This window comes from Tsukamurella paurometabola, assembly GCF_900631615.1.
GTDB lineage: Bacteria > Actinomycetota > Actinomycetes > Mycobacteriales > Mycobacteriaceae > Tsukamurella > Tsukamurella paurometabola_A.
Genome location: NZ_LR131273.1, coordinates 910,546 through 926,203 on the forward strand (window position 1 = coordinate 910,546; position 15,658 = coordinate 926,203).

At 71.6% G+C, this 15,658-nt stretch carries 20 protein-coding genes; 8 read left to right on the forward strand and 12 right to left on the reverse strand.

What is annotated here, in order from left to right; all coding sequences use genetic code 11:
• Positions 1–80: 80 nt before the first annotated feature.
• Both ELY19_RS04755 and ELY19_RS04760 read right to left on the reverse strand, forming a co-directional pair.
• Complete coding sequence (locus ELY19_RS04755) at positions 81–857, reverse strand: LLM class F420-dependent oxidoreductase (RefSeq protein ID WP_126195183.1); 777 nt, start codon at positions 855–857, stop codon at positions 81–83.
• Positions 858–871: 14 nt separating this feature from the next.
• Entirely contained in the window at positions 872–2,098 is a 1,227-nt protein-coding gene (locus ELY19_RS04760) for an MFS transporter (protein ID WP_164711516.1), read from the reverse strand.
• A gap of 71 nt (positions 2,099–2,169) precedes the next feature.
• Here ELY19_RS04760 and ELY19_RS04765 point away from each other — a divergent pair, with 71 nt between their 5' ends.
• On the forward strand, positions 2,170–3,081 hold the full coding sequence (locus tag ELY19_RS04765; RefSeq protein ID WP_126195185.1) for a LysR family transcriptional regulator: 912 nt from the start codon (positions 2,170–2,172) through the stop codon (positions 3,079–3,081).
• 3 nt (positions 3,082–3,084) lie between these two features.
• Here ELY19_RS04765 and ELY19_RS04770 read toward each other — a convergent pair whose 3' ends face one another.
• Complete coding sequence (locus ELY19_RS04770; protein ID WP_126195186.1) at positions 3,085–3,843, reverse strand: methyltransferase domain-containing protein; 759 nt, start codon at positions 3,841–3,843, stop codon at positions 3,085–3,087.
• 36 nt (positions 3,844–3,879) lie between these two features.
• Between ELY19_RS04770 and ELY19_RS04775 the strand changes: the two genes are divergently transcribed.
• Together ELY19_RS04775 and ELY19_RS04780 are read left to right on the forward strand one after the other, a co-directional pair.
• Entirely contained in the window at positions 3,880–4,680 is an 801-nt protein-coding gene (locus ELY19_RS04775; protein ID WP_197715984.1) for an ABC transporter ATP-binding protein, read from the forward strand.
• A gap of 55 nt (positions 4,681–4,735) precedes the next feature.
• Positions 4,736–4,981, forward strand: a complete 246-nt coding sequence (locus ELY19_RS04780; protein ID WP_126195187.1) for a hypothetical protein — start codon at positions 4,736–4,738, stop codon at positions 4,979–4,981.
• A gap of 25 nt (positions 4,982–5,006) precedes the next feature.
• On the opposite strand, the gene ELY19_RS04785 is transcribed toward ELY19_RS04780, so the two are convergent.
• The 3 genes from ELY19_RS04785 to ELY19_RS23365 form a co-directional block, all read right to left on the reverse strand.
• The gene (locus ELY19_RS04785; protein WP_126195188.1) at positions 5,007–5,516 is read right to left on the reverse strand and encodes a GNAT family N-acetyltransferase; all 510 of its coding nucleotides are present in this window, start codon (positions 5,514–5,516) and stop codon (positions 5,007–5,009) included.
• Positions 5,517–5,625: 109 nt separating this feature from the next.
• On the reverse strand, positions 5,626–7,047 hold the full coding sequence (locus ELY19_RS04790) for an HNH endonuclease signature motif containing protein (RefSeq protein WP_416222722.1): 1,422 nt from the start codon (positions 7,045–7,047) through the stop codon (positions 5,626–5,628).
• The gene (locus tag ELY19_RS23365; protein WP_164711518.1) at positions 7,044–7,418 is read right to left on the reverse strand and encodes a hypothetical protein; all 375 of its coding nucleotides are present in this window, start codon (positions 7,416–7,418) and stop codon (positions 7,044–7,046) included. Before ELY19_RS23365 ends, ELY19_RS04790 begins: the two co-directional genes overlap by 4 nt.
• Positions 7,419–7,555: 137 nt before the next feature.
• Here ELY19_RS23365 and ELY19_RS04795 point away from each other — a divergent pair, with 137 nt between their 5' ends.
• From ELY19_RS04795 to ELY19_RS04810, 4 genes are all read left to right on the forward strand, one after another.
• Positions 7,556–8,140, forward strand: coding sequence for a DinB family protein (locus tag ELY19_RS04795; protein WP_126195190.1), 585 nt, complete (start codon positions 7,556–7,558; stop codon positions 8,138–8,140).
• A gap of 115 nt (positions 8,141–8,255) precedes the next feature.
• Positions 8,256–8,777: a MerR family transcriptional regulator gene (locus ELY19_RS04800; protein WP_126195191.1), complete on the forward strand. Its 522-nt coding sequence runs from the start codon at positions 8,256–8,258 to the stop codon at positions 8,775–8,777.
• Position 8,778: 1 nt separating this feature from the next.
• Positions 8,779–9,762, forward strand: coding sequence for an aldo/keto reductase (locus ELY19_RS04805; RefSeq protein WP_126195192.1), 984 nt, complete (start codon positions 8,779–8,781; stop codon positions 9,760–9,762).
• A gap of 193 nt (positions 9,763–9,955) precedes the next feature.
• Positions 9,956–10,270 (forward strand): hypothetical protein, encoded by a 315-nt coding sequence (locus ELY19_RS04810; RefSeq protein ID WP_126195193.1) that lies wholly within the window; start codon positions 9,956–9,958, stop codon positions 10,268–10,270.
• A 15-nt stretch (positions 10,271–10,285) separates the two neighbouring features.
• On the opposite strand, the gene ELY19_RS04815 is transcribed toward ELY19_RS04810, so the two are convergent.
• Genes ELY19_RS04815 through ELY19_RS04835 form a run of 5 tightly spaced genes read right to left on the reverse strand, consistent with a single transcriptional unit; the run spans position 10,286 to position 14,113 of the window.
• Positions 10,286–10,795 carry an SRPBCC domain-containing protein gene (locus tag ELY19_RS04815; RefSeq protein ID WP_126195194.1) on the reverse strand — a complete coding sequence of 170 codons (510 nt, stop codon included), beginning with the start codon at positions 10,793–10,795 and terminating at the stop codon, positions 10,286–10,288.
• A complete protein-coding gene (locus ELY19_RS04820) occupies positions 10,792–11,121 on the reverse strand; it encodes an ArsR/SmtB family transcription factor (RefSeq protein WP_227967187.1) in 330 nt (109 codons plus the stop codon). Before ELY19_RS04820 ends, ELY19_RS04815 begins: the two co-directional genes overlap by 4 nt.
• Entirely contained in the window at positions 11,118–11,579 is a 462-nt protein-coding gene (locus ELY19_RS04825; protein WP_126195195.1) for a VOC family protein, read from the reverse strand. Before ELY19_RS04825 ends, ELY19_RS04820 begins: the two co-directional genes overlap by 4 nt.
• A 32-nt stretch (positions 11,580–11,611) precedes the next feature.
• Positions 11,612–12,748: a YbfB/YjiJ family MFS transporter gene (locus tag ELY19_RS04830; RefSeq protein ID WP_126195196.1), complete on the reverse strand. Its 1,137-nt coding sequence runs from the start codon at positions 12,746–12,748 to the stop codon at positions 11,612–11,614.
• A 9-nt stretch (positions 12,749–12,757) separates the two neighbouring features.
• Positions 12,758–14,113 (reverse strand): MFS transporter, encoded by a 1,356-nt coding sequence (locus ELY19_RS04835; protein ID WP_227967188.1) that lies wholly within the window; start codon positions 14,111–14,113, stop codon positions 12,758–12,760.
• 87 nt (positions 14,114–14,200) lie between these two features.
• Here ELY19_RS04835 and ELY19_RS04840 point away from each other — a divergent pair, with 87 nt between their 5' ends.
• Positions 14,201–14,866: a TetR/AcrR family transcriptional regulator gene (locus ELY19_RS04840; RefSeq protein WP_126195198.1), complete on the forward strand. Its 666-nt coding sequence runs from the start codon at positions 14,201–14,203 to the stop codon at positions 14,864–14,866.
• Here the strand turns inward: ELY19_RS04840 and nagB are convergent.
• A complete protein-coding gene (gene nagB, locus ELY19_RS04845) occupies positions 14,863–15,642 on the reverse strand; it encodes a glucosamine-6-phosphate deaminase (protein WP_126195199.1) in 780 nt (259 codons plus the stop codon). The genes ELY19_RS04840 and nagB overlap by 4 nt on opposite strands.
• Positions 15,643–15,658: the final 16 nt, after the last annotated feature.

Genomic DNA, 15,658 nt, shown 5'->3' on the forward strand with positions numbered 1-15,658 from the left:
CTCTCACCCCGTCCGACGGCACGCCGCCAGGGACCTTCGTCGGGTCGCACGTCCCGGCCGGCCGGGAACGACGGTGCCGCCTACTGCGCGTCGCGCCAGCGCAGGAGGGCCTCGATGATCGTGTAGTCGAAGGCGGGAGCGGAGAGCTCGGCGGTGAACTGCGTCGCTCCCTCGGCGACGAGCTGATCGGCGAAGGCCAGCGCGTCATCGACACCGCCGCCGCGCGGGATGGCGACGTTGTGCGCGATCTCCTTCGGGTCGCGACCGATCTTCGCGCACGCCTCGGCGAGCACCGCCGACTTGTGCCGGTAGGTCTCCAGGTCCACGAAGTAGTGCCACACCGAGGCGTACTGCGCCACCAGGGGCAGCGTCTTCTTCTCGCCGCCACCGCCGATGAGGATCGGGATGTCCCGCGTAGGAGCGGGGTTGAGCTTGCTCCACCGCTCGGTGATCCGCGGCAGCGCGGCCCCGAGGTCGTCGAGCCGCGATCCGGCGGTACCGAATTCGTAGCCGTACTCGTCGTAGTCGCGCTGGAACCATCCGGAGCCGATGCCCAGGATCAGGCGGCCCTTCGAGATGTGGTCGACGGTGCGCGCCATGTCGGCGAGCAGATCGGGGTTGCGATAGCTGTTGCAGGTGACCAGGGCGCCGATCTCGATCCGCGAGGTCTGCTCGGCCCAGGCGGCGAGCATCGTCCAGCACTCGAGGTGCGTGCCGTCGGGGTCGCCGGACAGTGGGAAGAAGTGATCCCAGTTGTAGACGACGTCGACACCCAGATCCTCGAGCTTGGCGACGGCGTCGCGGAGCTGCTGGTAGTCGGTGAAGTGCTGGGGCTGAAGCTGGACTCCGATGCGCATGGCGTCGACGCTACTCAGCGCTCCCGGCACGCGCTGGCCGAACCGGGAAGCACTGCGATGACCAGCACGAACGCCGCGGCGACGGCGACCGAGACCGCGACGACGAGACCCGTCCACCCGAGCGCCGCGAACGCCGCGCCGCCGGACGCCCCGAGCACCGACGAGCCCGCGTAGTAGCAGAACAGGTACCCCGAGGACGCCTCCGCGCGGTGTTCGGTCGCGAGCCGCCCCACCCAGCCGCTGGCGACGCTGTGCGCCGCGAAGAAGCCCGCGGTGAAGACGACCATCCCCGCGAGCACGGCGGGTGTCGAGTCGGGCAGCGTGACCAGCAGGCCCGCGCCCATCGTCGCGATCGAGCCCAGCAGGACGCGGCGCCGGCCGCGGCGGTCCGCCAGCCGGCCCGCCGCACCGGAGGAGAACGTCCCCGCGAGGTAGATGAGGAAGACCAGCCCCACGACGCCGGGCGCGAACGCGAAGGGCGCTGCCAGCAGCCGGAATCCGAGGAAGTTGTAGACACTGACGAAGCCGCCCATGAGCAGGAAGGCGAGCACGAACAGGGTCGCGAGTTCGGGGCGGCGGAGGTGGCCGAGCATGCCGCGCACCGTCGTCCCCACCGAGACCGGCGTCGGAACGTGGAAGCGCGATGCCGGGAGCGTGCGGATCATCACCACCGTGAGCACCGCCGCGGCGACGGCGAACAACTCCATGGCGCCGCGCCAGGCCATGACGTCGAGGCCCACCGCCGTCACGACGCGGCCGAGGAGCCCACCGATCGTCGTGCCCGCGACGTACCGCCCCATCGCCCCGCCGAGGTCGCGCCCGTCCACCTCCTCGGCCAGGTAGGCCATGGCGACGGCGGGGACGCCCGCGAGCGCGATCCCCTGCAGCGCACGGAGAGTCAGGAGGAGGGGCAGGCTCGGCGCGAGCGGGATCACCAGGCCCAGCAGCACGGCGGCGACGGCCGACACCGTCATCACCCGGGTCCGGCCGAAGCGTTCGGACAGCGCGCTGACGGGGATGATCGCCAGCGCCAGCAGGCCGGTGGTGACGGAGACCGCGAGCGCGGAGACCGCCGGTGCCGCACCGAAGACCCGCGTCAGCTCGGGGAGCACGGCCTGCGTCGAGTACATCGAGCCGAAGGTCGTCAGGCCCGCGACGAACAGCGCCAGGGTGGTCCGACGGTACGCGGGTGTCCCGGCCCGGAGCGGCGCGGTCCCGATGCTGTCGACGGTGGCGGTCATGGGACTCACCTTGCTCCGGAACTGACGATGTGTGAAATGCATGGATCAGTCGATCCTGATAGAAATAACGCATGACCGCAGCTGGTAGGCCCGTTCCGAGCACGGCGGACGACCTCGCGCGGTTCATCACACTGGCCGAGACCCAGCACATGACCGACGCCGCGGCGGCGCTGCGGATCACGCAGCCCACGCTGTCGCGCACTCTGGCGCGACTCGAAGCGGACATCGGGGCGCCGCTCTTCGACCGGCGGCACGGGCGGCTCGTGCTCAACGCGAGCGGCGAGATCTACCTCGACCACGCGCGCCGCGCACACGCCGAGCTGGAGGCGGCACGGGCGCAGATCGCGGACCTGCGCAGCCCGTCGCAGGGCACGATCCGGCTCTCGTTCCTGCACTCCTTCGGCGTCGCGCTGGTGCCGCGACTGGTCTCCGGCTTCCGGGAGCGGGAGCCGCGGGTGACGTTCGAGCTGTCGCAGTTCGCCGCCGGGACGGTCACCGAGCGGGTGCTCGCCGACGAGGCGGACCTCGCGATCGTCTCGCCCCGCCCCGCGACCAGCGCCGTCGCCTTCGGGTTGCTCGCGGTGCAACGCCTGGCCCTCGCGGTCCCCGCAGGTCATCCGCTGGCCGAGCGCGCGTCCGTGCACCTGTCCGAGGCGGCGGACGCGGACTTCATCACGATGCACCCCGAGTTCGGCCTGCGCCGCATCCTCGAGGAGCGCTGCGCCGCCGCGGGGTTCCGGCCGCGGATCGCCTTCGAGTCCTCCGAGTCGTTCACCGTCGCCGGCCTGGTCGCCGCCGGCCTCGGGGTGGCGCTCCTTCCGGTCGACGAGGACCCCCTCTGGCCGCCCGGCCTCGTGCTGGTGCCCATGTCCGGACCCGCGCCCACCCGCGAGGTGGGCCTCCTCTGGCGACCCGACACCGCGCTGCCCCGGGCGGTGCGCGCCTTCCGCGACTACGCCTTCGAGCGCGCAGCGCGGACGTAGACGCTACTCCCTGACCGCGACGGCGAAGATCCGTCGGAACGGCAGCACGGTCCCGAATTCCCGTGGCGGGTATGCGATGTTCAGCTCCGTCTTGTAGCGGGCGACGAAGTCGTCACGCTCGGCACCGTCGAGCCGCGCGAGCACCGGGCGCGCGCCGGTGCCGGAGATCCACTCGAAGACGGCGTCGGGACCCGGCAGGACGTGCAGGTACGTGGTCTCCCACACGTCGACGGTCCAGCCGGGACGCTGTAGGACGGCGAGGTATTCGGCGGGGTCGCGCACGTCGACGCGGCGGAAGTCGGTGACGCCGAACTCCTTCGCCGTCTTCGCCAGCAGCGCGTGCGACGGGGCGTCCTGATTGCCCGGCACCTGGAAGGCGAAGGCCCGGCCGGCACCGTCAGCGGTGGCGGGCAGGAGATCGATGTGCCGGTCGACCCACTGGTACATGGCGTTCGAGACGATCACGTCGGGGAGTTCGCCGTCGGGACGCCAGGCGGTCGCGTCGCCGGCCTCGAACGTCGCGCGGGGGTCGGCCACGTCCGTGCGGGCGCGCTCGATCATCTCCGCGCTGGAGTCGACGCCGTGGATCGCCGCCTCGGGCCAGCGCGCGCGGAGCGGCGCGACGTCGTTGCCCGGGCCGCACCCCAGGTCCACGACGGTGCGGGCGTCACCGGGGATGCGGGCGAGCAGGTCGAGGAACGGCCGTGTGCGCTCGTCGCCGTAACGGAGGTACTGGGATGGATCCCACCGGTGCGAAGTCATACAATCATCCAATCAATTTGAGTGGAGAGGTGGACAGTGACTGAAACCGCGACGAACGAGCCGCACGTGCTGAGCATCGACCACGTGGACCTGGTCCGCACCGGTCGAAACCTCCTCGACGACGTCTCCCTCACCGTACGCCGGGGCGAGCACTGGGTCCTGCTGGGCGCGAACGGGGCAGGCAAGTCGACGTTGCTCGGACTCTGCGGCGCGGTGACGCACCCGACGCGCGGCACCGTCGACGTGCTCGGCAAGCGTCTCGGGCGGGTCGACATGCGCGAGCTGCGCACCCATATCGGACACGTCAACCCGCGCCACCGCCTCGACGCGCCGCTGACGGTGCGCGACGTCGTGATCACCGGCGTGACGAACACGCCGGAGTTCCCGCCGCGCTGGGCACCGACCGAGGCGCAGCGCACGCGCGCGGAGGAGCTCGTCGACACGCTCGGCATGTCGCGCCACATCGAGTCGCGCTGGCCGACGCTCTCCCAGGGCGAGCGGGGGCGGGCCCTGATCGCCCGCGCGCTGATGGGAGACCCGGCGCTGCTGCTGTTGGACGAGCCCGCCACCGGACTCGACCTCGCCGCGCGCGAGCGCCTGCTCACCACCGTCGACGGTGCGCGACGCGCCCACCCCGAGCTCGCCTCGATCCTGGTGACCCACCACCTGGAGGAGATCCCGGTGACCACCACGCACGCCGTCCTGATCCGCGACGGCCGGATCACCGCGGCGGGCGCGGTCGACGACGTGCTGACCACCGACGCGATCAGCCACGCCTTCGACCACCCGATCTCGATCACCCGTCAGGACGGTCGCTGGACGGCGCGCTCCCACTGACCGATCGAATCGCGTGACCGGGCGGATCGCAGCAGCGATGCTCCATACTGAATACATGGATGCAGGAGTCGCGGTCATCATCGCCTTCTTCGTCGCGGTCGCGGTCGTTCCGGTCATCCTGATGGTCGTCGTCCGTCGCCGACAGAAGCGCGGTGAGTTGTCGGGCGGTTTCACCCCCGCCTTCCGCAAGTGGACGCTCGGCGAGGAGGCCGAGTGGCGAGACGTGCCGCCGTCCAATCACCACATCAGCAGCAGCCGGCACGAGCCTCCGCCGACTCTCCGCAGCGACGGGGCCCGATAGGCGAGTCACTGCGCAGATCCCACCGCTACTGCGGCGTGATCAGCGCGTACAGGTGATGATCGCGACGCTCGCCGCGCACGACTTTGAGGGAACGAAGGGTTCCCTCGCGGACCATCCCGACCTTCTCCAGCACCCGTGCCGACGCCACGTTGTCCACGTCGCACGTCGCTGCGATTCGCACGAGCCCGAGCCGATCACGCCCGATCCCGATCAGCAGCTTCGCCGCTTCGGTTGCGTAGCCGTTCCCCCATACGTCAGGGGACAGTGAGTATCCCATCTCCCCGACCATGTTCGCCGAATCCGTCTGCCACACTGCAGCGCTTCCGACAACCCGACCCCTCACGAGCACAGCGAGCTGGAAGGCATCCGCCGAGGGCGTCAGTCGCTCGGTGAGAAAACGATGCGTATCGGCAGGACTGTTCGGCCCCCACGTCATGAACTCACTCACGCGCGGATCGGAAGCGAAGGCGTGAACAGCGGCGAAATCGTCGGGCAAGAACCATCCCAAGCCCACCCGCTCGCCGCTCGCGACCATGTACCTCTGCCCTACTGCGCCCATACCCTGACTGCCTACCAGATCGTGATACCCGCTAATGAAAAGGTCGGGGGGAAGCACGGGTTGCTCTCCTCACTTCCGTCACTGCTCAGAAGGGCGGCGGTTGGAGCGGCCGCGTGTCGTCGTAGGTCACGCCGGCTGCCAGCGCCTCGGCGCGCTCCCGGTCCCGGGCGCGCTCCTCCGCCTCGGCGGTGCGGTGTTCGCGGTGCGCCTCGCGCAGGAGCTGGTTCTCCGCGCGGAGGGCTCGGCGTGCCTTCGCGCGTCGCTTCGCGGCAGTTGCGAGTCCGTCGGGGTTCTTCGGCTGTGGCGGTATCGGGTCGGGCGCGTCCCAGATGATCCGTTCGAGCCCGGGCAGTAGGTCTCGGGCGGTGCCAGGTGGGACGGTGTGGACTCCTCCGGCGGGATGGCGCCATTCGACGGTGCCGTCGGGTAGGACGTCGGAGAGCCAACCGGTCTCGGTCTTGATCCGGTGGTGGAATCCGCACAGGGGCAGGAGGTTGCCCGGTGAGCCGCGTCCGGCGACGGTGGTGGTTCCGCCGGCGGCGGGATCGTGGTGGTCGTATTCGGCGACGTGGTCGGCCTGACACCGGTCGGAGGGCGTGCTGCAGCCGGGGAAGACACAGGTGGGGTAGGTCAGGCGCATGACGAGCTGCTGATACCAGGTAGGCCGATAGCCTCCGGCGCCGCGGGCGTGCACCTCGCCGGTCGTGGGGTCGCGGCGGCCGAGGACCCTCCACTGCGTCTGCGCGGCGGCCATCAGCTCCCGCGCCTGTTCGACGGTGACCGGGCCCGTGATCCCCGGATCCCCAGCGAGGACCACGGCTCCGCGACCTGCGCCGGCGCCTGCATCGGTGCCGGCGGCTGTGCCGCTCTCGTCGGCGGCACCCTCATCGCATTGCTCGTGCTCGCAGGTAGCGCCATCGGTGAACAGATCGGGTTCGGAGTCAGGCTCGGCGGCGTCCCCATCAGCAACGTCGGCAACGATGTCGGCGAGGTCGGTTTCGTTGAGGACGATCACCGCCAGGGCTCGGATCTCCTGTGACACCGCCCCGGTCCGCGGACGGGCCTCCCGGAGGTCACAGGCATCCTTGCCGCACAGACACGCCAGGCTCCCGTAGCCCTCGGCCAACGCGACGAGCGCGGCGACCTGCCGCTGCCCCAGGGTACGGCCGTCGTCCCGGCACACCGACTGCGCCACCGGCCCGACCAGTGCCGACAACCGCAGCGCCTGCTCCTTCGGCATCACCGCCTCCAGATCCACCAGCCCGTCCGCACGCGCATGGAACTCCAGCCGCTCCCGCGGCCCCGCCGGCGGCGTCTCCCGTGCCGCCGCGGGGTCCAACCGCACCAGGAGGCTCTTCGCCGCGTCCGCCACCGCCCGCACCGACAGCGACTGTCCGCTCCGGGCGATCAACCACTCCGTGATCCGTCCATCGAAGACGACCGCGACCCGATCGTCCAGGACGGCCGCCGATGATCGCAGGACCTCCCGGACCACCGTCGCGCTCACCGTCCCGGCCGCGAACAACTCGAACAGGCGTGGGCACCTCTCCCGCAGATCCAGCCCACGATGCACCGCCGACGCCGCGCCGTGCGCCCCGCACCCAGCGCGGCACCGACCTCCGCGACCAACTCGTCCCAGTCGTCCACGAACCGGCGCGACGACTCCTCCTGCGCCCGCCGGGCGTCATCACGCAGCTCGTAGAGCCTGGTCAACACAGCCGACCGCTCCGCCTCCAACCGATTCTGCTCGACAGCCAACACCCGCAGACGCGCCAACGCACCCGCCGCGCTGAGCCCGGACACCGCACCGTCGAACACTCGGGGCAGAGGGGTGCACACCCGCCTGCCCAGTGTGAATGCGTCGTCCGAATAGCTCATGTTTTCTATTTTACCACTCTGCTTCGAACACAGATAGGGCCTGACACCACTGTCGAGGGCGACATCGCCCACCGGCGATCCTTGTCAGGGGTGCGCGGTTGACTGGGGGACACCACCGCCAACCCCAGGAGTTCTTCATGCCCTTCATGGCACCCCCGGCCGGATCCGAGCGGGCGGGTCTCCGCGGCTTCCTCGCGCAGCAGCTCGACGGTCTGCGGCACACCGCGTTCGGTCTCACGGAGGAGCAGATCCGCCTCTCCCCCGCTCGCAGCACGCTCACCGTGGGCGGACTGCTCAAGCACGTCACGCTCACCGTCGACGCGTCGTCGGCCCGCGCCGAGGCGGCACCGGCGCTGTTCAGCGATCCGCGACTCGACGCGATGGCCGAGGGCGACGACTTCCGAGTCGGCGACGACGAGACCCTCACCGCGCTGCTCGCCGGCTACGACGCGGCGACCGCGCGCGTCCTGGCGGTCGCGGACGGGGCGGACCTCGACGCGGTCGCGCCCGCACGCCCGGCCCCGTGGTTCCCCGAGGGCTTCGAGGGATGGACGGTGCGCTGGATCCTGCTGCACATCATCGAGGAGGTGGCCCGCCACGCCGGCCACGCCGACATCCTCCGCGAGGAGATCGACGGTGCCACCGGCTACCCGCTCATCGCCGCCGCCGAAGGCCTGGGCGACCTGGGTTTCGTCCAGCCATGGGCCCCCGACCGGGACTGACGCTCCGCCGGTGACGCCGCGCGCGGCGCAGGAGCGGCGACGCCCGCGCAGGTGAGGCGGTGCCCCGGAGAACTGTGTTGACTTCGAGCGCGCTCGAAGGCCTAGCGTTGCTCCCGTGGTCGCAAGAACAGAGGAACTCGCCAGGATCGTCGGCACGCGTGGGCCGCTGCCGGACGTCGCCGAACTGCTCGCCGGGCCGGCGCAGGACGGCCCGCTCACCGTCGCGGAACTGGCGGAGCTGGTGGGCGTCTCGGGCCACACCCTGCGCTACTACGAGCGGATAGGGCTGGTCACCGTCGACCGCGACGGTGCCGGTCACCGCCGCTACGGCCCGCGGGCGATCGCCCGGGTCATCTTCCTGACCCGGCTCCGACTCTCCGGCATGCCGATCTCCGACATCACGGAGTACATCCACCTCGTCGACGGCGGGGACGCCACGATCCCCGCCCGGCTCGCGCTGCTCACGGCCCACCGCGCCCGCACGGCCGCGCAGATCGAGGAGCTGCAGTACTCGCTCGCAGTGATCGACTACAAGATCGCGACCTACGGCGGCGCACTCGGCGACTGCGTCGCCGCCCCGGACGGACCCGCCGGGGCGCCCGGCACCGTCGAACCCCATGACTCCCAGGAGGACTGACATGCTCCCCACCCGCACCCTCGGTGACCTGCGCGTCTCCGCCCTCGGCCTCGGCTGCATGGGCATGAGCCACGCCTACGGCGCCGCCGACCCCGCCGAGTCCCGCGCCACGCTCGAGGCGGCCCTCGCCGCGGGCGTGACGCTCTACGACACCGCCGACATGTACGGCAACGGCGCCAACGAGGAGTTCCTCGCCCCGTTCGTGCAGGCGCACCGCGACGAGATCGTGCTCGCCACCAAGTTCGGCTTCGTCAACGACGAGAACGCGCGGCCGATCGGCCTCGACGGCCGGCCGGAGCGGGTGGCCGGGTGCGTCGACGGTTCGCTGCGCCGCCTCGGCGTCGACGTCATCGACCTGTACTACCTGCACCGCGTCGACCCACAGGTGCCCGTCGAGGAGACCGTGGGCGCGATGGCCGAGCAGGTCGCGGCGGGCAAGGTCCGCACGCTCGGGCTCTCCGAGGCCTCCGCCGACGACATCCGGAAGGCCGCCGCCGTGCACCCGATCGCCGCGCTGCAATCCGAGTACTCGATCTTCACCCGCGACGTCGAGGACGGCCCGTTGCAGGCCGCGCGCGAGGTGGGCGCCGGCCTGGTGCCGTTCAGCCCGCTCGGCCGGGGCCTGCTCACGGCCGACCGCAAGGCCGTCGCCGCGGCGCTGGGCGGCGACGACTTCCGCCAGTCGATCCCGCGGTGGCAGGGCGAGAACCTCGAGGCGAACCTGCGGCTCGTCGACCGGATCGACGCCATCGCCGCCGAGCTCTCGTCGGCGGGTTCGACGGTGACCGCCGCCCAGGTCGCGCTCGCGTGGGTGCTGGCGCAGGGCGACGACATCGTCCCGATCCCCGGCACCACGCGACGAAAGCACCTCGGCGACAACCTCGGCGCCGCCACCGTCGCACTCACCGCGGAGCAGCTCGCCGAGCTGACCGCGCTCTCCGCCGTCGGTAGCCGACTACCCGAGCGCACTCTCCGGCAACGCTGAACCTCAGCGCCAACCGGCGAGCAAGGCGAAGCCAAGCAGTCGCACCGACCCTGGGTATCGGCGAGGAGGCCCCTCGCCGATACCCAGGAGGGAAACGGTGCATCCACAGTCATCGAAAGCCGGGCGCCCGACGGGCCGGATCGTGCTCCACTGCCGACGGGGCCGGCGAGGATTCTGGCAGAGGTTTGACCTCGTGGACCGCATCGCCGACTTCCTGTGGACCCGCGACCCGACGGATCTCATCAACCTGGGCGGCAACGGTCCGGACGTCTGGGCCACCGTGGACGGCCTCGTCAAGCAGTGGCCGCCGGCGACGATGTGGAGGACGAACACACTGACGGTGGAGGCGGGCGATCGGCTGCTGCGCGTCGCATGTAACACGGACGACGCCACCTTCGCCTGGCTGCACCTCCCCGTCCGCGTGCTCCCGGGTCAGACGGTGACCGCCTACTACACCGCGCCGCGCGCGAAAGGCGTACCCGCGACGCTCGGTTTCACGCCGTCCTGACGCGCCGCTGATCGATCACCCGGCGAGACCGGCGAGGGCGGCGAGGTGGTCCCGCCACCACTGCGCGAAGCGCAGCGAGAAGACCGGGAGCGGGAAGCCGTGCCGCGCTGCGTTCTCCGGCGGAATCGCGTCCCACCCGAAGTGCTGGACGGTGACGCGCGTGGACGGCGGATCGGCCTGCACCGCGGCGAAGGACACGTGCAGCTCGGTGTCCTGTCCGGTCTCGAACCCGGCTTGGCGCCAGCCGATCACGAAGCCGTGCGGCGGATCCCAGGCGCGGACCTCGCCGATCACGAACTCGGTGCCGTCGTCGTACCGCTCCAGCAGCCGGCCCGACGGCCCGGTCTCGAAGACCATCGTCCCGGTGCGTCCGCGGGTGAATTGGAACAGCCCGTTGTGCACCCACCAGTCGTCGATCCGGTCGGTGAAGGTCGCGAAGGCGCGCTCGGGTGTCGCGGGCACGCGCAGCGCGACCAGCACCCGCGACGCGTCCGGGTCCCGGGAGACGCCGTGCGCGGGCGTCACGATTCCTCCGCGAGCAGGTCCTGGAACGCGGTGAGCTGTTGCGCCCAGCCGCGTTCGGTGGCCTCGAGCCAGCCGCGCAACTCGGTCATCGGCGCCGAGCGCAGCGTGTAGATCCGCACGCGTGCGTCGTGCGCGGGGTGTTCCTCGCTCACCAGTCCGGACGTGCGCAGCACCCGGAGGTGCTTGCTCAGGGTCGACGGGCTGGTCCCCGTCTCCGCCGTCAGCTCGCCCGGCCGGCGGGGCCGTTCCGCAAGGAGTTCGACGACGCGGCGGCGCACGGGATCCGAGAGCGCCGCGAGGGTCGCGTCCAGTTGAGGCGCCGTCACGACCAGTTCTTCGCCCGGATCGACGTGCCGATGGCGGCCTCCGCCTCGGCTCGGCCGACGTCGCGGACGTGCTGCGCGAAGGTCCACACGTGACCGTCGAGGTCGGCCGCCCGGTAGGTGCGGTCGCCGTAGAACTGGTCCTCGGGCTCTTGAACGATCGTCGCCCCGGCTGCGCGGGCCCGTTCGCAGTGCGCGTCGATGTCGCCGTCGAGCTGGATGTGGAGCGACTGGGTGTTCACGCCGCCGACGTTGGCGGGGCTGCGCGCGGAGTCGCTCCACTCGGAGCCGACCATGATCCGGCCGCCGCCGCAGTCCATCTCGTAGTGGCCCATCGTCGGCTGGTCCGGCGGCGGGTCGATCGCCATCGTCGTCTCGAAACCGAACGCCTTCTCGAGCCACTCCAGGGCGGCGGGGGCGTCGCGGTAGATCACTGCTGCTGCGAGGTTGCTGCCATCCATACCTCGCAATTATTTCCTGTTTTGGAAAATAGTCAAGCCCCGGCGGCCACCCGATCGGGGGCCGTCCAGCGCGCCACCGCGGCCAGGAGCGCCGCGGCCACGAGGACGCCGCCCGCGGTGAGGAACGCGGCGTCGTAGCCGTCCCCGAGCATCGGCGCGACGACCAGCGGGCCCACGATCTGCCCCACGCCGTAGCCCGCGGTGAGCACCGCGGCCGAACGCGGAATGCCGATCCGCGCCCCGGCCTCCATCGACAGCATCACCGCGCCGATGAACGTGCCGCCGAACAGCACCGCGGAGACCGCCGCGGCCGCAGGCCCGCGCACCAGCGAGGGCAGCACCGCCGAGACCACCTGCAGCAGCAGCGCGATCACCAGCAGCGATTCGGCGGAGCGGTACCGCCGCAGCCGCGCCCAGATCAGCGGCGAGACGGCGGCGGCGAGCCCGACGATCACCCAGGCCGCGGGGCCCTCCCACGACCGCCCGCCCACCGCGACCGCGGCGACGAGGAAGGTGCCGAGCACGATGTAGCCGAGCCCCTCGAGGAAGTAGCTGATCCCCAGCGCCCACCCCGCGATCCCGGGCCGGAGCGGGGCGCCCGCGGGGGCGGCACCGTCGGGCCGGTCGACGGTGCCGCCCCCGCCCGGCGGGAGCCGCCACGCGAACGCCCCGAACACCGCGGTGGCGAGGGCGGCCACCCACCACAGCGCGCGCCAGCCGACCACCTCGCCGAGCGCGACGACGAGCACGCCCGATGCGGCGATCCCCACGCCGACGCCGCAGAAGGCGACGCCGGCCGCCGCGGTCCCGGCGACGGCGCCGGCGCAGTAGACGAAGACGACGGCGCTGGCGAGGCCCGCGATCAGTCGCACCGCGGACCAGAGCGGCACGTTCACGGCGAGCACCATCGCGATCTCGCTCGCGACCAGGGCGATCAGCGAGGCCCGCAGCAGCACCGTGCTGCGGGCCAGCCGCGGCCAGAGCGCCAGCGCCAGTGCGCCGAGGAAGTAGCCCAGGTAGTTGAACGTGGCGACGATCGCGGTGGAACCGGGGGAGATCCCGGTCTGCTCCTGCATGAGCGGCAGGATCGGCGTGTACACGAACCGGCCGAGTCCCATCGCCGCCGCGAGCCCGGCCAGGGCGCCGAAACCGAGCTGCCGCGTATTCACTACGCCATTCTAACGAGCCGCCGTTTCCTGCTTCGCGGGCAGGAGCAGGGCGAGGACGAACGCCGCCGCCACGAGGCCGGCACTCACGAGCAGCGCACCGCGGTAGCCCGGGAGGACGGCGGCACCGTCGTTCAGCGAGGCCGACACCGTGACCAGGATCGCGAGCCCGAGGGCACCGCCCACCTGCCGGAAGGTGTTGAGCACGCCCGAGACCATGCCCGCCGCGGAGGGCGCCACCGCCGCCGTGGCGACGGCCGGGAGCGGCAGGAAGACCATGCCGATGCCCACCGAGGTCACCAGCGACGGGATCAGGACCGCGGTGAGGAACCCGCCATCGGCGGGGAGCGGGGCGAACAGCAGGAAGCCGACCGTCGCCAGCGCTGTGCCGATCGCGACCACCCGCCGGGCGCCGATCCTCGGCACGAGGCGCGTGGCGATCTGCACGGCGACCACGATGCCGAAGGAGAAGGGCAGGAACATCAGTCCGGTCTTCGTCGCCGAATAGCCCAGGCCCATCTGCAGATACAGGGAGACGAAGTAGAACGCGCCGAACTGCCCCGCGACCACGAAGGCGAACACCAGGCACGGGACCAGCACCGCGCGCCGGCCGAGCGTACGGAAGTCGACCAGCGGCACCGTCGTTCGCCGCTCGACCGCGACGAACGCCGCGAGCAGCACCACGGCCACGACGAACCAGCCGAGCGTGCGCGCGCTACCCCAGCCGTGGTCGGTGGCCGCGACGATCCCGTACGCGAGCACCGTCAGCCCCGCCGTGGCGAGCGCTCCTCCGGCCCAATCGGTCCGACGGTCCGCCCCCGTCACCGGCCCGGGAGCCGCGGAGGTGAGCGCCAGACCGAGGGCCGAAACCACGGCGCCGCACGCGATCACGGTGCGCCAGCCGAACGCGTCGGTGAGCACGCCCGAGAGCACCACGCCCACCGCGCCGCCGACCGAGGCGCCGATCGCGATGGCCGCGAAGCCCTTCGCGCGCTGCTCCGGCTCGCGGAACGTGAGCGCCACCGAGGTGATCGCCGCAGGCGCGATCGCGGCGGCACCGATCCCCTGCAGGACCCGGACCACGATCACCTGCCACGGCTCGTGGCACGCGTACGCGGCCAGGGAGGCGACGGTGAACAGTGCGAAGCCGAAGCGCAACAGCGCTCGCGGGCCGAACCGGTCCGACAGCCGGCCGGCGAGGAGGAGGAGCCCGCCGAAGACGATCGCGTAGGCGTTCACCACCCACGACAGGCCCTGCGGGCTGAAGTGCACATCGTCCCGGATCGCTCGGAGCGCGACGTTGGTGACGGACGCGTCGAAGGCCACGAGGAACTGGGACAGCCCCGCCAGGAGTAGCGCCGCCCGCACGGGAGTTTTTTGTGTATCGAGTAACATAATTTGGAAGGGTAGCCTCAGTCATCCTCGCTCACAAGCCCCCTCCGACAGAATGGGGACATGCGCCAGATCACGCCGCGCCGCGGCCGCCCGCCCAGCATCACGCGGGAACGGATCGTCGAACGGGCCCTCGCCCGGCTCGACGAGGCCGGCGTCGACGGACTCACGATGAAGGAGCTCGCAGGCGACCTGGGCGTGACCACCATGGCCCTGTACCGGCACGTGGACGACAAGGAGAACCTGCTGGCGCTGGCGCTCGACGCGATCGCGGAGCCCTTCGCGGCCATCCCGTTCCCGGACGAGCCGCGCGCATGCATCCGGCTGGCGATGACCACCCTCTACAAGGCGCTCACGGCGCACCCGTGGGTGCCCGAGGCGCTCATCCGGCCGCAGCGGATCGGCCGGGGCGCACTCCTGCTCACCGACGCCGTGATGGGCGCGACGTACGAGCTCACCGGCGACCGCGCCGCAGCGCTCTCGGCCTACCGCGCACTCTGGAGCCTCACGCTCGGGAGCGTGCTCTCCCACCTGCGGCAGCGCGCGGAGGGGACGCCGCTGACGCACGAGCGCATGGACGAGCTCGTCGGGACGATGCCGGGCGACGCGGTGCCCAACCTGCGCGCGAGCGCGGAGCTCGACGCGGAGCCCGCCACCGTCGAGGACTTCGCCGCGAGCCTCGCGGCCCTGATGACGGGCCTGTTCGGCCCCGAGGGGCCTGAGCCCTAGAAGGGCTGGTTCTCCGGCTTGTTCGCCAGGACGTGCACGTAGTAGTCCCGCAGGCGCAGCTGCGACGCGGCGGCCTCGTCGATCACGACGGTGACGTGCGGGTGGAACTGGAGCACCGACGCGGGATTGATCGCGGCGACGGGACCTTCGACGGTGGCCGCGATCGCCTCGGCCTTGCCCTCGCCCGTGGCGAGGAGCAGGAGGTGCCCCGCCTCGGAGATGGTGCCGAGGCCCTGGGTGAGCACGTGGATCGGCACCTCGTCGATGGACGCGAAGAACCGGGCGTTGTCCTCGCGGGTCTGCGTGGTGAGGGTCTTGATGCGGGTGCGCGAGGCGAGCGAGGAGACGGGCTCGTTGAAGCCGATGTGCCCGTCGGTGCCGATGCCCAGCAGCTGCACGTCGACGCCGCCCGCGGCCTTGATCGCCTCCTCGTAGCGCGTGGCCTCGGCGGCGATGTCGGCGGCGGTGCCGTCCGGCCCCTCGACCTTGGCGTCGGGGATGTCGACGTGCGAGGTGAACTCCTTGCGGATCACCTCGCGGTAGCTCTCGGGGTGCCCCTTCGGCAGCCCGACGTACTCGTCGAGGTTGAAGGAGACGCAGTCCTTGAAGCTCAGTCCCTCGTCGCGGTGGCGGCGGATCAGCTCCTGGTACGTGGCGAGCGGGGTGGAACCGGTGGCCAGTCCCAGCACGGCGGGACCGCGGCGCACGTGGTCGGCCACGATGTCGGCGGCGGTGACGGCAACGTCGGCGGGGGTCGGGCGGATCACGATTTCCATGGGGCCAGTCTAAAGG

Excerpts from the sequence above, each read along its gene's own strand:
- ELY19_RS04840 (WP_126195198.1), top strand. The coding sequence starts at position 14,201 with ATGCGCCAGATCACGCCGCGCCGCGGCCGCCCGCCCAGCATCACGCGG.
- ELY19_RS04765 (WP_126195185.1), top strand. The coding sequence starts at position 2,170 with ATGACCGCAGCTGGTAGGCCCGTTCCGAGCACGGCGGACGACCTCGCG.
- ELY19_RS04780 (WP_126195187.1), top strand. The coding sequence starts at position 4,736 with ATGGATGCAGGAGTCGCGGTCATCATCGCCTTCTTCGTCGCGGTCGCG.
- ELY19_RS04825 (WP_126195195.1), bottom strand. The coding sequence starts at position 11,579 with ATGGATGGCAGCAACCTCGCAGCAGCAGTGATCTACCGCGACGCCCCC.
- ELY19_RS04795 (WP_126195190.1), top strand. The coding sequence starts at position 7,556 with ATGCCCTTCATGGCACCCCCGGCCGGATCCGAGCGGGCGGGTCTCCGC.
- ELY19_RS04770 (WP_126195186.1), bottom strand. The coding sequence starts at position 3,843 with ATGACTTCGCACCGGTGGGATCCATCCCAGTACCTCCGTTACGGCGAC.
- ELY19_RS04805 (WP_126195192.1), top strand. The coding sequence starts at position 8,779 with ATGCTCCCCACCCGCACCCTCGGTGACCTGCGCGTCTCCGCCCTCGGC.
- ELY19_RS04760 (WP_164711516.1), bottom strand. The coding sequence starts at position 2,098 with ATGACCGCCACCGTCGACAGCATCGGGACCGCGCCGCTCCGGGCCGGG.
- ELY19_RS04785 (WP_126195188.1), bottom strand. The coding sequence starts at position 5,516 with ATGGTCGCGAGCGGCGAGCGGGTGGGCTTGGGATGGTTCTTGCCCGAC.
- ELY19_RS04755 (WP_126195183.1), bottom strand. The coding sequence starts at position 857 with ATGCGCATCGGAGTCCAGCTTCAGCCCCAGCACTTCACCGACTACCAG.
- ELY19_RS23365 (WP_164711518.1), bottom strand. The coding sequence starts at position 7,418 with ATGAGCTATTCGGACGACGCATTCACACTGGGCAGGCGGGTGTGCACC.
- nagB (WP_126195199.1), bottom strand. The coding sequence starts at position 15,642 with ATGGAAATCGTGATCCGCCCGACCCCCGCCGACGTTGCCGTCACCGCC.